The 15,164-nt window shown below is 41.2% G+C and carries 15 protein-coding genes; 9 read left to right on the top strand and 6 right to left on the bottom strand.

The window, feature by feature from the left end; all coding sequences use genetic code 11:
* Positions 1–69: 69 nt before the first annotated feature.
* The 3 genes from E2R51_RS13895 to E2R51_RS13885 all read left to right on the top strand — a co-directional run bounded on the left by E2R51_RS13895 (position 70) and on the right by E2R51_RS13885 (position 3,087).
* The gene (locus tag E2R51_RS13895; RefSeq protein WP_133377684.1) at positions 70–1,056 is read left to right on the top strand and encodes a Gfo/Idh/MocA family protein; all 987 of its coding nucleotides are present in this window, start codon (positions 70–72) and stop codon (positions 1,054–1,056) included.
* Between the two features lie 465 nt (positions 1,057–1,521).
* Entirely contained in the window at positions 1,522–2,376 is an 855-nt protein-coding gene (locus E2R51_RS13890) for a transporter substrate-binding domain-containing protein (RefSeq protein ID WP_483299943.1), read from the top strand.
* Between the two features lie 33 nt (positions 2,377–2,409).
* Positions 2,410–3,087: an amino acid ABC transporter permease gene (locus tag E2R51_RS13885; protein WP_133377683.1), complete on the top strand. Its 678-nt coding sequence runs from the start codon at positions 2,410–2,412 to the stop codon at positions 3,085–3,087.
* Between the two features lie 38 nt (positions 3,088–3,125).
* Here E2R51_RS13885 and E2R51_RS13880 read toward each other — a convergent pair whose 3' ends face one another.
* From E2R51_RS13880 to E2R51_RS13870, 3 genes are all read right to left on the bottom strand, one after another.
* Positions 3,126–4,124: a sodium:calcium antiporter gene (locus tag E2R51_RS13880; protein WP_133377682.1), complete on the bottom strand. Its 999-nt coding sequence runs from the start codon at positions 4,122–4,124 to the stop codon at positions 3,126–3,128.
* A gap of 125 nt (positions 4,125–4,249) precedes the next feature.
* Entirely contained in the window at positions 4,250–4,915 is a 666-nt protein-coding gene (gene ytaF, locus E2R51_RS13875) for a sporulation membrane protein YtaF (RefSeq protein WP_165967230.1), read from the bottom strand.
* 180 nt (positions 4,916–5,095) lie between these two features.
* On the bottom strand, positions 5,096–6,091 hold the full coding sequence (locus E2R51_RS13870) for a sodium:calcium antiporter (RefSeq protein ID WP_133377680.1): 996 nt from the start codon (positions 6,089–6,091) through the stop codon (positions 5,096–5,098).
* A 477-nt stretch (positions 6,092–6,568) separates the two neighbouring features.
* On the opposite strand from E2R51_RS13870, the gene E2R51_RS13865 reads away from it, so the two are divergent.
* From E2R51_RS13865 to E2R51_RS13845, 5 genes are all read left to right on the top strand, one after another.
* Positions 6,569–7,114 carry a sigma-70 family RNA polymerase sigma factor gene (locus E2R51_RS13865; RefSeq protein ID WP_133377679.1) on the top strand — a complete coding sequence of 182 codons (546 nt, stop codon included), beginning with the start codon at positions 6,569–6,571 and terminating at the stop codon, positions 7,112–7,114.
* Entirely contained in the window at positions 7,111–7,560 is a 450-nt protein-coding gene (locus tag E2R51_RS13860; RefSeq protein WP_133377678.1) for a hypothetical protein, read from the top strand. Before E2R51_RS13865 ends, E2R51_RS13860 begins: the two co-directional genes overlap by 4 nt.
* On the top strand, positions 7,557–8,630 hold the full coding sequence (locus tag E2R51_RS13855) for a hypothetical protein (RefSeq protein ID WP_133377677.1): 1,074 nt from the start codon (positions 7,557–7,559) through the stop codon (positions 8,628–8,630). The genes E2R51_RS13860 and E2R51_RS13855 overlap by 4 nt, the downstream gene beginning before the upstream one ends.
* Positions 8,631–8,999: 369 nt before the next feature.
* Positions 9,000–10,187 (top strand): CapA family protein, encoded by a 1,188-nt coding sequence (locus tag E2R51_RS13850; RefSeq protein WP_133377676.1) that lies wholly within the window; start codon positions 9,000–9,002, stop codon positions 10,185–10,187.
* Positions 10,188–10,303: 116 nt separating this feature from the next.
* Positions 10,304–11,095, top strand: a complete 792-nt coding sequence (locus tag E2R51_RS13845; protein WP_133377675.1) for a class I SAM-dependent methyltransferase — start codon at positions 10,304–10,306, stop codon at positions 11,093–11,095.
* 93 nt (positions 11,096–11,188) lie between these two features.
* Here the strand turns inward: E2R51_RS13845 and E2R51_RS13840 are convergent, their stop codons facing one another.
* From E2R51_RS13840 to E2R51_RS13830, 3 genes are all read right to left on the bottom strand, one after another.
* Complete coding sequence (locus E2R51_RS13840; RefSeq protein WP_133377674.1) at positions 11,189–11,641, bottom strand: hypothetical protein; 453 nt, start codon at positions 11,639–11,641, stop codon at positions 11,189–11,191.
* A 23-nt stretch (positions 11,642–11,664) separates the two neighbouring features.
* Positions 11,665–12,324, bottom strand: coding sequence for a uracil-DNA glycosylase (locus E2R51_RS13835; RefSeq protein WP_133377673.1), 660 nt, complete (start codon positions 12,322–12,324; stop codon positions 11,665–11,667).
* A gap of 130 nt (positions 12,325–12,454) precedes the next feature.
* Entirely contained in the window at positions 12,455–13,387 is a 933-nt protein-coding gene (locus tag E2R51_RS13830; RefSeq protein WP_133377672.1) for a manganese-dependent inorganic pyrophosphatase, read from the bottom strand.
* A 369-nt stretch (positions 13,388–13,756) separates the two neighbouring features.
* Between E2R51_RS13830 and E2R51_RS13825 the strand changes: the two genes are divergently transcribed.
* Positions 13,757–15,145 (top strand): L-cystine transporter, encoded by a 1,389-nt coding sequence (locus E2R51_RS13825; protein WP_133377671.1) that lies wholly within the window; start codon positions 13,757–13,759, stop codon positions 15,143–15,145.
* Positions 15,146–15,164: the final 19 nt, after the last annotated feature.

The following is a 15,164-nucleotide window of genomic DNA, read 5'->3' as shown; positions in this document are numbered from 1 at the left end:
CTTGTACAGTTAGGTGGTTTAGAGATACACTTCATTTGAAAATACCACTGAGAGGATGGTGACCTTACAATGAGACTTGGTGTTGTAGGAACCAATTGGATTACCGATACACTTATCCAGGCAGCAAAAGATGTTGATTCTGTTGACATACAGGCTGTATGTTCACGCTCAAATGAAAAAGGCTCGGCTTTTGCCAGTAAACACAATATTCCCTTCGTTTATACTTCAATGAAAGAAATGTGCAATAGCGGCGAGATTGATGGAGTATATATCGCCACGCCTAATGCTGTGCATCATGAACAAACGATTGAATGCTTAGAAGCCGGAATTCCTGTTTTGTGCGAGAAACCATTAACGGCTACCTATGACCTGGCAGAAAAAATGGTTCAGGCATCCAGACAAAATGGCGTTCTTCTGATGGAAGCAATGAAATCAACACTCATGCCTAACTTTAAACGAGTGCAGGAATTACTTCCTTCCCTTGGCGCAATTCGCCAGTACAGTGCCCACTACGGACAATATTCTTCCCGCTACGACAAATTTAAAGCTGGCGATATCCAGAACGCATTTAAGCCTGAGATGGCGAACGGCTCTTTAATGGATCTTGGCGTTTATACCCTGTACCCGTTAGTTAAACTTTTTGGAATGCCTGAAGAAGTAAAAGCGATCAGCACGAATTTACATACCGGGGTTGACGGACAGGGAATGGTCCTGCTCAGCTATGGCGAAATGAATGCGGTCATTACCTTCTCAAAGATTACAAACAGCTATCTGCCAAGTGAAATAGCAGGTGAAGAAGCTGCACTTCATATCTCGCATATCGGCAGCCCGGACGGGGTACGGAGAATAACCAAAGAAGGCGGCAGTGAAGACTTGACAGTCGAGCAGTCAAAAGCGCCAATGGCTTATGAACTTGAGGAATTTGTGCGTGCCTATGAAAACGGTCAAATCGAGTCTTCTATTAATACCCATGAACTGTCCCTAAACGTGGTCGCTCTTCTGCAGACCATCCGCCAGCAAATTGGCATTGTTTATCCACTGGATAAGCGGCGATAGACCCATAACCGAATACCGAATAATAGTGAACCACTACAATGTCCAAATAAAAAAGCCGGTTCATTTCCGCTGCAGGCGGCGCTTTCCGCGGGGCGGGGGTGAGCCACTTTGATGCTGCGCATCTTCAGCGTCTCACCTCTCCCGCTGCATCCCGCAGGAGTCGCCACCTTCCGCTGCAATGAACCTGCGTAGGTGACCAAAAGAATTCAATAATTCTGTATAAATATTAAGAATGCTCTCACGAATTTTTTTTCGTGAGAGCATTCTTTTGGTGTCTTGTGCCATCCACTGTCATAGTATGAGCCCCGGATAATTTAAGTCAACGGATTTTCTAGTCAGCGAAGAAACCAGGGACTGCCGCAGGGACTTATCAGCTGTAAAAACCAGCAGTATCTGGCACTTGCCCTATACCCAACTTCAATGCTATGTTTTTAAAGGATTATAAATAGAGGAGGCTTAACTGCTGTGAAGGTATTTTTTGATAAAAAGAAATGGGCACTGACTGCGTGTATGCTGTCTGCGGCTCTTTTAGCTGCTTGTGGCAGCAATAGCGGTAGTAATGATAACGAAGAATCAACCGCATGGGACGACATCCAGGAGGAAGGCGTCCTGAACGTAGCAACTTCCGGAACCCTTTACCCTACTTCGTATTACGATGAAAAGACGGAAGAATTGACCGGCTTTGAAGTTGAGGTAGTAAAGGAAATGGCGAAACGGCTTGATCTGGAAGTTGATTTTGAGGAAATAGGATTTGACGGTATGCTGACTGCTGTGAATTCCGGCCAAGTTGATATTGCAGCAAATGATATTGAAATTACGGAAGACCGCAAGGATAAATTTGCTTTCTCCACTCCAATCAAATATTCCTACGGAACCGCTATTGTGCGAAAAGATGACCTTTCAGGCATTAAAACCTTTGAGGATCTGGAAGGAAAAATGGCTGCCGGTGCCGCTACATCCGTTTATATGGATATCGCAAGAAAATATGGAGCAGTGGAAAAAATCTACGATAACGCAACAAATGAAGAATATCTCCGGGACGTTCATGTGGGAAATTCAGATGTCATTTTAAATGATTATTACCTTCAAACACTTGCACTCGAAGCCTTTCCAGAGCTGGATATTACCATCCATCCGGATTTAAAGTACAGTCCGTCTGAAGCTGGCATGGTTATGAATAAAGACAATAAAGAATTGATCGAAAATGTAAATGGCGTGCTGGATGAAATGCTGGAAGATGGCACCATCGCCGAAATTTCAGCCAAGTTTTTTGCTGGCGCAGACGTAACACAGGAGCCTGATATTGATTTTGAGGAATAAAACATTGATCTGCTTTAATAGGGGGTGAACAGGATGACAGACATTAAATGGAATTACATTTTTGACCCTCAGCTTGCCATTGACTCCCTTCCCTATGTTATGGAAGGGGTTGGCTATACCATACTCATATCCTTGGTGAGCATGCTTGCTGGTTTGATTATCGGGTTTTTCCTGGCAATCGCAAGAACATCAAAATATGCTATTCTTCGCTGGCCAACAAGAACGTATATTTCCTTTATGCGCGGTGTCCCTATATTGGTCATCCTGTTCATGCTTTATTTTGGTTTACCCATTATCGGATTACAGCTTTCCCCGCTTGAAGCAGCTCTTATCGCCTTTAGTGTAAACAGTGCCGCTTATATTGCTGAAATTATTCGTTCAGCTCTATCTTCAGTGGATAATGGCCAATGGGAATCTTCAAAAGCGTTAGGGTTAACGTACTGGCAAACCATGTTTGGCATCATTTTGCCTCAATCCATCAGAATTGCAACACCCCCGCTCGCCAACGTACAGCTTGATATTATCAAAGCATCTTCTCTTGCTGCGATGATTACCGTACCGGAGATTTTTCAAAAGGCGCGGATTGTTGGAGGACGGGAATTTGATTTTATGACTATGTATATTTTAGTCGCCCTTATTTACTGGGGATTATGCTCAATCATGACAGTGCTGCAGAACTATCTGGAAAAACGTTACGAAGAATATCTTTAATACCACAAGCTGCCGGTTCATACTGGCAGTTTTTTTATTTACCCATTAAACAGCAGATAAGTAGCAATGAAATAACCTATTACGATGAAAAGAGACGGGACAGAATACATCATTCTGGATGGGGCATTTTTTCTTGCAATTGAATACATCAGCAACAGAGACATAATGGAAATCATAACGGCCGTTACCTCATGGGATCGTGATACATCAGACAATATGGGACCTTTTCTATAGGCGATATCAGTAATAACGAGAATAAGCATGTTAAAGATATTGCTGCCCAAAATAGACCCTATTGCTAAATTCACATTTCTTAACTTCAAAGCAATTAAAACGGCTACCGCTTCAGGCAATGAAGTTGTTGCAGCCATTAAAAAACTTCCGACAAACGTTGAACCAAGACCCGTAATCTCTGCAATTCTGTCACCTGAGATGGAAAGAAGAGTTCCCGCCCCCATAATAGCCACAGCTGCAAGTACAAATCCGATTACGGTCCTTTTGATCGTGGGATATTTTGCGCTGTTAGTATGGTTTACCCCTATTTGTTCGTCAGCTGCCTGAAGAGCACTTTCCATTTTTGAGATTTTACTGATCGCAAACATGCCTGTCCCGTAAACAAAAGCAATTAGAAAGGAATCAATCCCCACTCCTAAAAATATGTACTCTGTTTTTCTTTCCAGCGCTATAACCATCATGGAAGAAAGAGCCAGTCCAAGTCCCGCTGTATATAAATGCCCCCTGTTGACCAGTTTGTAAATCCGGTACTTTCTCAGCAAAAGATCAAATCCGGCAATAATAAACAGATTAAATAAATTTGACCCAAGCATGTTTCCAACGGCTATATCCGGGTTTGACAGAAATACAGAAGATAAACTCGTTGTCACCTCAGGCAAAGATGTTGCTCCTCCAAGAAGCAGGGTTCCGACTAATAATCCTCCAAGCGATGTTTTTTCACTTAAAGCATCAGCATGGTTGGATAATTCAATCGCCGCTAAGACCGTCACTACAGCTGCCAGTCCAAATATAAGATAGACCATCCCTTCCCCCTTTCTAATTCAAACAGTCGAGTTACTGCTCGTCTACTGAGTGTATTAAAGCCTGTACTATCTCATTACAAAAAAAGAAAAATCGCATTTTAAACGAATGCGATTGTGAGAATCGTTTAGATCATGTAGTAAACCCCTATTGCAATTAACAGAATTGGAGGAAGTAAAGACATCTTTTGAGCCCAATTCCATTTCGTAAGGTAAAATCCTGATTTCATTCCAAAGTATACGAATGCTGCACTTAGAAAAGCAATGAAACAAGAAGTGATGACAGGGGAATATCCAAGCAGCGCGGCACCCATTCCCGCTCCAAATGCATCAAGACCAAGGACAATCCCCAGCAAAAGCCCCTCATTAAATGAAATTCTGCCGTTGCGATCGACATCCGCTGCCTGGGAGTTCTTTAATACCTTAATGACAAGCTTTAACTTTTGAAAAAAACTGCCGCGGACCTCTTCCTCAATTGTTTTGACAGGCATGACATGCTTTTGCGAGTCAGATTTTTTCTTATCCCTTGAGGTCAGTGCAGCCTTAAGACTAATGAGTCCAATCGCTATAAGAATCAGGCCTCCAAAAATTTCAATGATCTCGACGGATATAACAGCTGTTAAAAGCTTACCTATCGACATCGAGGTCATAACCATAAATCCCGAACAAAGCATAATGGTACATAGCCCGGTAAAAGGAATGGTTATTCTCCTTAGGCCATAGGAAACCCCTACCCCAAAGCTGTCCAGACTTACAGCCAGAATCAACAGAAGCTTTCCGGCTAAAATGAGCAAACCATCATCTCCTTCGATAAAAGGATATAGCCATTGTATGACTCGCGCTTAAATCTGTGATTTTGCTTTAAGGTTGTGGAATACAAAAAAAACAGACCCATAAAAGAGTCTGTTTCTTTCTCCTGTCCCTATTTATAAACGTTGCAGTATATCCTTCTGCTTCACTCAATTTAAAGCAGGCTACCCCATAAATATCAGATAGCTGGATATAAAATAGCCAATTACGATAAGCAGTGAAGGAATGATATAAACAAAGGTTGATCTTGGTTTTTTTTGCACGACTGAATACAAAAGAACAATCGATAATATCAATACTCCACTGGCTGTTACGATATGAGAATCTGAAACATCAGCTATAATGGAACCGCTGCGATAGGCAATATCAGAGCCTGCTAAGATCAGCATATTGAAAATGTTGCTTCCTAAAATAGAGCCCAAAGCCAGATTTACATTTTTCAATCTAAGTGCTACAAAAACTGCTATGGCTTCCGGCAGCGACGTCGTAGCTGCAATTAGAAAACTTCCTACAAAACTAGAGCCTAATCCAGTTATAACAGCAATCTGGTCACCAGTAACTGATAGAGCAGTACCTGCCCCCATAATGACAATCGCAGCAATAATAAAGCGGATGATTGCCTGCTTTGGTGTCAGGGATGAAGCAACTGCATGGTTATCTGCTTTCTCAACCTCCGAGGGCTGCTCCACCTGCGTTGGTTTCGGAAGTCTGCTAATAATAAATATTCCCACTATATAAGCAATCGCTATAACAAATGAATCAATACCGATACCCAATACTTGATAGTCAATTTGAAGCAGAAGAGCGGTCAGAGCCAGTAGAGTCAGAAGAATCCCCAGGCCTGCAGTATATAAATGATCCTTGCTAGCCCATTGATACAACCGTTTTTTTCTAAAATACAAATCAAAACAGGCAATGATAAACAGATTAAACAAATTTGACCCTAGTACATTTCCAACAGCGATGTCCACATTTCCAATCACAACCGCCGAAATGCTGGTCGTTACCTCCGGGAGTGAAGTGGCTCCAGCCAGCAGGAGCGTACCTACCAGCAAGCCGCCCATCGATGTCTTGCTGCTTATCACATCTGCATAACGCGACAGTTTAATTGCTGCAAAAACTGTAACAGCAGCCGCTAAAATAAACCAAACAAAAACCATTATTATTCCTCCTTTTAGACGAAAAAAGACCCTTTTATGAATGCTTACCAAAAAGTAAGAACTCATAAAAAGGTCTTGCGTACTTTAGTTCACTTTCCTTCTAAAGCTTAATGAACCGAGTGGAAATCCACTGTAATGACGGCTCATTAACCGGTGACGGTCGCTACTCCCCTTTTTAGGGAATTTCTATTCGTTTTTTAAACTATATCATACTTTACCCAAAGTGCCATTCCTTTAAACTTTTTGAAATCTTTCCAGCCGTGTGAGTCTGCCATCACTGCCGCCTCGACCTGTTATTATGCTGCCCCTTCATTCTTTTTAAATACATAATACCTTTCTGACCAGTATTGTATGTTTAGATTTCAAATTGCTTTATAATAGATATTTATGAAATTAATTCATTCATAAAAATGTAGTACTTACACACAGTTTGAACGTCAATTATTAAGCAGCTTGTTTGCAAGGGAGGTGGAACGGGTGCAGGAGATTGATATTAAGAAGCTGGTTATGCAGGATGCCTCAGTGTTCAGACTGTTTATCCGTTCCTACCAGCGTTATATTTATCAACTTGCCTATGGTGTCCTCCGTCATGAAAAAGATGCAGAGGATGCCGTTCAGGAAATATTAATGAAAATATACCATGCGCTCCCTAACTATCGTCAGGAAGGGCTTAAGACGTGGATAAGGCAAATATCAGTACGGCATGCAATTGATATGAAGAGAAAAAGAAGCAGGCGATCTGACCGTGATGATGATTTGGATAAAGTGGCTCCTTACCTTGATGATGGGATGGATTCAATTGATTCCAAGCTCATTAAACAAAGCAGGAACGAGCATCTATTCAAACGTTTAGAGGAATTGCCGGATAATTACCGTGTTGTTATCCACGCATTTTATATAGAGGAAAAATCCTATGAAGAAATTGCGCAAGAACATGATCTGGAATTATCAGCTGTAAAAATGAGATTATATCGCGGCCGGCAATGGATGAAAAAGCATTGGCGGGAGGAGGAGTTCAGATGACACATTACACAAAACAACAATGGAAAGATTACGTGCAGGGAGAACTCGATTCATTAACGGAAAGAAAAATGGAGGATCATATTACAACTTGCATGCATTGTTTATCCAGCTACGAAGAAACAACTGAACGTTTTAGCCCCTCAATGGATTTTTCAGTGGAAAAACAAGTAATGACAGCCATTCTTTCTGAACAGTTATCAGGTCACAAGCCTGTAAAAAAATCCGCTGGAAGCGCTCAGCGTAAAACCGTTACACATTTTTTCATCTCAGCAGCAGCAGCCCTCATGCTTGCAAGTACCGGTGTTTTCTCCTCTTTTATGGATGAAACATCCTTGCAGGAAGAAGAGGAATTTAAGGAAGCTCCATCGATCACCTCTTCCCTTTTGGAACAAACTGAGCGTCTATTTATCCAGATGGATCCATCACCCAAGGAGGAATCAGAATGACCAAATCACCAGTTATTGCTTTTTTATTATCCATTATGCCAGGCTGGGGACATGTTTATATAGGTAATGTTATCAGAGGTTTTTTATATTTCTTTCTTGTCATGGGGCTTTTGGCAAGCGGATTTGTCTTGCTATTTATGAGCAATGATTACTTCTTTTTAATCCTGGTTTTAGGCGGGCTTATCCTCTATGGCGTCAGCTTTTTGGATATTATTCTGAGTCTAAATAAACTAAAGACCAAAACAAATGACGGAGAGCTTTCCCGCTCAAGAAGGTATTTTACAAGCTACCAGGGGGATTCAGAACGCTTTTTTACCATCATTCTCTCCTTCTTCCCAGGTTTGGGGCATTTCCAGCTGGGGTTAATGAACAGAGGTCTGACTTTTATGGTGACATTCTTCGGAATGGCAGCGATGATCTTTTTCGTCACTATACTGCTTCAACTAAATGCCTTTTTATTATTTGCTATTTTACTTCCGGTTATCTGGATCTACAGCTTCGTTGATGCCATGCAGATGCTTTCCCGAAAGCAAAAAGGGGAAGATTTAAAGGACCAATCGGTTCTTGAAGACCTTGAAGCTCACAGAAAGGGAGGGAAAAAGAGCGCTGCAATTGCAACGGTCCTCTCCATTTTTCCTGGTGCAGGCCATCTTTATCTGGGCTTGCAGCATCGGGGCATTCAGCTTATGGCAGCTTTTTTATTTACCATCTATATTCTAGATGCTTTACGATTGGGACTGTTTTTATTTATCATCCCGTTAATTTGGTTCTACAGCTTTTTTGACGGTCTTCAAAAAGCTTCCCGCTACGGAAAAGAGGAACTTTACGACGAGCCGGTATTTGGCTTCTTCCACCAATACCAGCGATGGCTTGGAGCTGGGTTGATTTTTATTGGCGTATACTACCTGCTTTTTAACGGGCTTATTCCAGCCCTTGCCCCCACCTTCAGAGAGTGGATTCAAATTGATCTGTGGTACTGGTTTGACCGATATTTCCAAACCATTCTCCTGAGCATCGTACTTGTAGTTATAGGAGTGAAATTATTTAAAAAGAAAGAGCCAGTCCAATAGCCGCCTTACTTTCTAAGGCGTGAATCGATACTAAAACTATTGTTCATGGTTGGTCAGCTTTCTTCCGCTCCAATGAACCTAAGCGTTCAACTTATTATAGAGTAAAAAATGATTCCGCCTTAACTAAGAATGCCTTCATGAATACATTCATGAAGGCATTCTTTTTGTCATTTATTGAGTTTTTCGCATCCTGTTTCAAAAGGTATGCTTATTACAGGGTGCGGCAACTTCAACTTTTGGTCAAGGAGAACATTATTTCTATTTTTTACTTTTTTTTCATTTTTCATATTTAATTAGCCAATAGTGCATGATAGAATACTAGTGAACTGAACGGGTTTACATTATTCTACCAGCTGGGAGACATGTCTATTGAAATATCTGATTTTACTGTTAATTTCAATCACTTTAGCCGGTTGTGCCTCAGAGCCTTACAAAACCAACCCTCAAAATGAAAAAGAAGAATCGAATGCTGCTGCCCAGGTTACCGACGACCTTCCACCCCCGCCCTCTGAAGTGACAAGCGCACACTTCACAGCGGTTGGCGATTTATTAGTGGAGCGGCCTATTTTATATGATGCCCGGCAAGAAGATGGCAGTTTTATGTTTGATCAGTTGCTGGGCAATGTTGATTATTTAATAAAAAAAGGCGATTTTTCATACGCCAACCAGGAAACACCTATTACCGGAGCGGAGTTTGGTCTTGGTGACGGGGATTTTGTGTTTAATAACCCTTATGAGCTCGGTCACTCCTTTTACCGTGCTGGTTTTAATATGCTTCAGCTTGCCAACAATCATACGCTTGATATGGAAGTATCAGGGTTAGATAGAAATGTAGATTTCTGGCGCACAAACTACCCTGATGTATTGCTGAGCGGAGTCTATACATCCATTGAAGAACAAAATGCCATTCCCATTATCGAACGAAACGGGATCTCTATTGCACTTATTTCCTCTACATACAGTTCAAATAAACCTGTAGAGCTTGAATACTCAATCAATATTTTCACAGAAAATGAAGATAAACTTCTCCAGGACGTAGCGAGGGCAAATGAAATGGCTGACCTTGTTGCCGTGGGTATTCATTGGGGGAAAGAGTATCAGCAGCCCACGATAGAGCAGGAGGAACTCGCCGATAAATTAGCCAGTCAGGGTGCGGATATTATCATCGGGCATCATCCCCATGTCCTGCAGCCGATTGAATGGATTGAAGGCAAAAACGGGAGTAAGACACTAGTAGCCTATTCATTGGGTAATTTTATTTCAGGTCCGTTTGATGATCGCGTTCCCGAGCTGGACTGTCCCCGATTAACCGGGGCTATATTAGGTTTTGATCTATCCAAAGAAAATGATTCAGTCGACATGCGTTCCGTTTATGCCATCCCTACTTTCACTTCCTTCTCTGAGGAATTTTCTTCGTTTACGGTACTTCCTTTAGACGAATTTGATCAACAAGACTTCAGATGGTGTGATCTTTCTGAGCATAAGCAATATGTAAATGAGACCCTGACCGAACGGATGAACAATATAGAAATCCGCATGGATATGGAACCCAAATAAGAGCAGATACTCCCATTCGCGATAAGTAATACTTATGGCTGTGGTGCGTAATTCGCTCCTGTTCATCAGCCAAACAAACCGCTACACTGGACCTATATCATGGGAGGTGCCTAGTCATGAGTGAAGAGAAAAAGGATCAGGTTAAATCAACTTTTTCAAAGTATGCCGATGCATATGCAACCAGTCAGACACATGCAACCGGAAACGATCTGACAACGCTTGTAAACTGGTTAAATCCAGATCCAAACGATGTCGGTTTGGATCTTGCAACTGGCGGCGGACACGTAGTAAAGTCCCTGGCCCCGCATCTTTCTTTACTTTACGCAACTGATCTCACAAGAGAGATGCTGCAAAACACTTCAACGTATTTGACACAATTTCCTAATGTACAATTTGTTGTAGCGGACGCAGAAAACATTCCATTTTTAAACGACACCTTCACGATCGTCACTTGCAGAATAGCAGCCCATCATTTTCCCAATCCGGAGAAATTCATCCAGGAGGCTGTTCGGGTGCTTAAGCCTGGAGGCAGATTCCTGTTGATTGATAATGTATCCCCGGATGACAAAATGCTGGCACAATTTATGAACACGTTTGAAGAAATGAGAGATCCGAGCCATGCAAATGCCCTCTCCATTGAACAATGGAAGGAATTATTAACAAGAAATGGTCTTGCTCCGGTTAAAGAAGAAGTAAATAAAAAGACACTATCATTTTCACCATGGGTGAACCGAACACTCGAAGACTCCTCCCAAATTGAAGCTGTGGTAAAGTATTTCAATGCCGCTTCTCCTGCAGCAAGAGACTATTTTGAAATTGTGATTGAGCAGAATGCTGTCGAATCGTTTTCTCTTGATCAATGGATGGTAATGTGTTCAAAACTTTTACCAACGCCAGTCGAAAACTAATTAAAAAAGGAAAATGACGCTGGGTTTTTGAGCAGCGTCATTTTCCCTTTTTCGTTTAAAATCCAATCTGCAGACATCCTCTGAAGTGTAAATTTAAATATCACTGATTTTTTCAAGTTCTCCAACAAAATACTCCCGGTCTTCTTTTTTACTTATGCCCTCGACCAGACCGCGTGCCTTTCCTAGATGAAATTCTTTAAGGTCCTGTTTCTCAAGCACAGCATACGATCTTGCTAATGCCTCATGAACAAATGCTGCATCAAAATCCGCCAGGTTGTATTCTGTATGTAATTTTTCATTAGCCAAAGCATATTTTAAGGCATTTTGTCCTTCCCCTACGATTGAATATACCTTGGAAAGCAGCCAGTCTCCTCTTGACCAATTTACATAGTCCCCAGCCTTGCTCCAATAATAACGGGAGGCGTGGGCTAAATGAATCATTTCCTCTTCTTGTTCACCCGTTCGTACTTGTAAATCAACCAGCTCCCAGGTTTTATTAAACAACTCTATTGCTTCACTCCGCTGCTGTTCTTTTGATAATGTCATATTTATTCTCTCCCTTCATTCATTTAATGCTCTTTACCCTGCTTTAATTCGTTGAGATACATATTCAATTTATCAAGATCATTATGAATATGCTCCAGCAGACTTCGATTATAAAAGATGGAAGCCGGATGATACGTCGGAAATAAATAGTACGATTTCTCCGTCCAGGAGAACGTTGAGTCTTCAAGGCTTTTCAGCCGCTGCACGGGCTGATGCAGAACGGTTCCACGTACATCTGTTATTTTCTTTTCCCTTCCTGCCAGCCTCTTTAAACCAATGTTGCCAAGTGTCACAATAATCGGCGCTTTTACATGTTCAATTTCGTAATCAAGAATGGGTGCATGAGCTAAAATCTCTCTTTGATTTGGCGTCCGATTGTATTTGCGTTTGATAATTTCACCTGATCTTTCCTTTTTCTCTCCCCATTTATACGGACGGCTCCGGACTGCACTAGTGATATATACTTCCTCACGGCTCAAGCCAATTCTGTCCAAAAACCCCATCAGCTGTTCTCCTGCTCTTCCGCTAAAAGGGATGCCATTATTAATTTCTGTCTCTCCCGGAGCCTCTCCCACTAACATGAGCTTTGGTTTTTCAGGACCTCCGCCAAATACAAATCCTTCTACAGGATAGGGTTCTATTCTTTTTTTTCCAATATCCGCTAAAGAATCAGGAATTTTCATTGACTTCCTCACCTTCCGACATTTCTCTTGTAAATGCCTAATATTCATCGTGGTATTTCCCAGGAAATGTGCCGTTGCGACAAAAAACCTCTCTTAAAATAAGAGAGGCCGGATCGGTAAATATAACAGACTAAAGTGCTTTAAATGTCTCCGTCAGTACCGGAACAATTTGTTTTTTGCGGGATACAACCCCTTCAAGCAACGCAGTATTGTTTTCGAGTGATAAATCATATGCTTTTTCAATAACACTGGCATGTGCTCCACGAACAATAACCGTAGAATTGCTATTTAAAATATCAGTCACTGCTAAAACAAACAGTGATAAATTCTTTTCGACAATAACGAGATCAAGCATTTCTTCAATATCCTGTTGAAGAGCCAAAACATCATTCGGGTCAATGGCATTGATTTGAGCAATTTCCACTTTATGATCAGCCATTTCAAATACTTTCGCATCAAGGGAAATCAATTGTTCGATTGATTTTCCACTAAGATCTGCACCAGCTTTAAGCATTTGCAGTCCATAGTCCTCCGGAGTTACCTCAGCAAGCTCTGCCAGGACATGAGCTGCATCAATATCTTCCTGTGTGCATGTAGGTGATTTAAACAGTAAAGAATCGGAGATAATGGCTGACAGCATCAAACCTGCCATATTCTTCGGAACTTCAACATTATTTTCTTTAAATAGTTTCAGCAGGATTGTTGCAGTGCAGCCTACCGGCTCTGCTCTGAAATATAAAGGCTCGCTTGTTTCAAAATTAGAAATACGATGATGATCGATTACTTCAAGTACACGAACCTCATCTATATCGCTGGCGCTTTGTTGGCGTTCATTATGATCAACTAAGATCACGTTATCCACTTCATTTGCAACAGTTTCAACCAGACGGGGAACTTCTACATTAAAATGATCAAGAGCAAATTGAGTTTCGCCATTCAGTTCACCCAATCTGACAGGCTCTGCATTTACACCTAATTCTTTCTTTAAATAAGCATAAACAATTGCAGAGGTAATCGTATCTGTGTCAGGATTTTTATGTCCAAATACCAATATTTTTTCCATAGTTCTACTCCTTGCATAAGTGAATTTGAAAACGTCCGAACAATTCTGCCCCTACGTCTTTCCTGTTTCTATCTTACCAATAATTCAGACCGACTTGAACCCAAAACCTCTAATTACTTAAGAGTCACTCCCTCTTAATTACAGTTCTAATCTCCTATAATATCATTCCAGCTAAAACAGCTTTAGTAATAAATTACAGTATCGCATATATATTTCCAAAAAGTAATTGACACCCTGAAGATCCTTTATTATTATAAAACCTATTAGTCTTGTCGGAATAATTAATATTTTGGATTTTTTCTGCTCAATGAAGAATTATGTTCTACACTGTCACTTTGACTAATTAAATGATAAAAAGGGGGTTATATAGTGGACATTGTATTAGTAAGTTTGAACTTGCTCATCCTCATCGCTCTTATACTTTTTCTCTATTCATTAAAGAAAAAACATGTTTCTTTTTCAAAACGGGTATTACTTGGGTTGGCATTTGGGATTGTATTCGGATTTGCCCTCCAGTTTATTTATCCCTCTGAATCAAATGTCATCACTACTTCGGCTGACTGGTTTAATTTAATTGGGGGCTCCTATGTTAAATTGCTCCAAATGATTGCTATCCCATTAATTTTCATTTCGATTCTTGGCGCTTTCACAAAATTAACCATTACAAAGAATATCGGTAAAATTAGTGCACTGGTCATTGGGCTGTTGATTGCCACCACCGCAATCGCTGCAGCAGTAGGAATTGCCACGACTGCCGGGTTTAATCTTGAAGCGATTCAAATTGATCAGGGTGATGCAGAATCCGAACGGGCAGCTTCACTCGAAGAAACATATGGAACCGTAGAGGATGTAACTTTTCCTCAGCAGCTGTTGTCTTTAGTGCCTTCTAATCCGTTTTTGGATTTTACTGGAGCCAGACCAACGTCTACTATTTCGGTCGTTATCTTTGCGGTTTTCCTTGGAATTGCTTATTTAGGAGTTCAGAGAAAACAGCCGGAACAAGCTGAATCTTTTGCTAAAATAGTCGACACGTTTTATGCCATCGTCATGCGTGTAGTAACATTAATTTTGCGCTTAACACCATACGGGGTACTAGCCGTGATGACAAGAACAGTCGCGACCACAAATCTCGATGCCATTTTTACGCTCGGCAAGTTTGTTGTGGCATCCTATGTTGCATTGGCAGCTGTTTTCCTTATTCATTTAATATTACTTGCTTTTGCAGGTTTAAATCCGTTAACTTATGTAAAAAAATCCTTTCCGGTATTAGCTTTTGCCTTTACTACCCGTACAAGTGCCGGCGCACTGCCAATGAATATTCGAACACAGCAGCATTTAGGTGTAAATGATGGCACAGCCAATTTCGCTGGCTCCTTTGGGCTTTCGATTGGCCAAAACGGTTGTGCTGGCGTCTACCCTGCTATGCTTGCAGTAATGATCGCACCAACAGTTGGAATCAACCCTTTAACGCCATCGTTTATTTTAACCATTATTGCGGTTGTTGCGATCAGTTCCTTTGGGGTTGCCGGTGTTGGCGGCGGGGCAACTTTTGCAGCAATTCTTGTTCTCTCTGCTCTTAACCTTCCAATTGGATTAGCCGGATTGTTAATATCAATTGAACCATTAATTGATATGGGAAGAACAGCCGTTAATGTAAGCGGCAGTATGACAGCCGGGGTTTTAACAAGCAAGGTTACAAAAGAGTTGGATTTGGAAGCATACAATGATCAATCCTCACGAGTGAGCATCGAAGCATAAATAAATGGTAAAGGAGCAG

Origin of the sequence: Jeotgalibacillus sp. S-D1 (assembly GCF_004358665.1) — a bacterium.
In the GTDB taxonomy this organism is placed as follows: Bacteria; Bacillota; Bacilli; order Bacillales; family Jeotgalibacillaceae; genus Jeotgalibacillus.
The sequence above is the reverse complement of the archived record's forward strand: the minus strand, read 5'-3'. Positions and strand labels throughout refer to the sequence as shown.